The following is a 304-nucleotide window of genomic DNA, read 5'->3' on the forward strand; positions in this document are numbered from 1 at the left end:
CAGTAAAATATGCGCATGATCATCTACATCAATAAGCGGCAACATGACTGCGCTGGCACGCTTTTTAGGGGTATCTATTCCTTGATCTGGCGCTGCCGTAGGGCTTAACTGAAACCGCGCTATAATGTGTTCACTATTCAAAGCGACCTACTGTTATTTATAATAATGGGAGTATTTTATTTACTTTATCGTATGTTTCTTGATATTCCAATGCAACTTTAGAATCAGCTACTATGCCACCACCGGCCCAGCAGTGTATTTGTTGAGCGTGGCATACTAAAGTACGAATAGTAATGCTGGTATC

General features: G+C 41.1%; 1 protein-coding gene. It reads right to left on the bottom strand.

Going from position 1 to position 304, the window contains the following annotated elements:
- Positions 1 to 157: 157 nt before the first annotated feature.
- Positions 158 to 295, bottom strand: a complete 138-nt coding sequence (locus tag AAEY88_RS12785) for a chorismate-binding protein (protein ID WP_350562982.1) — start codon at positions 293 to 295, stop codon at positions 158 to 160.
- Positions 296 to 304 lie beyond the last annotated feature (9 nt).

The organism is Psychrobacter sp. CAL346-MNA-CIBAN-0220 (genome assembly GCF_040309805.1).
GTDB lineage: Bacteria > Pseudomonadota > Gammaproteobacteria > Pseudomonadales > Moraxellaceae > Psychrobacter.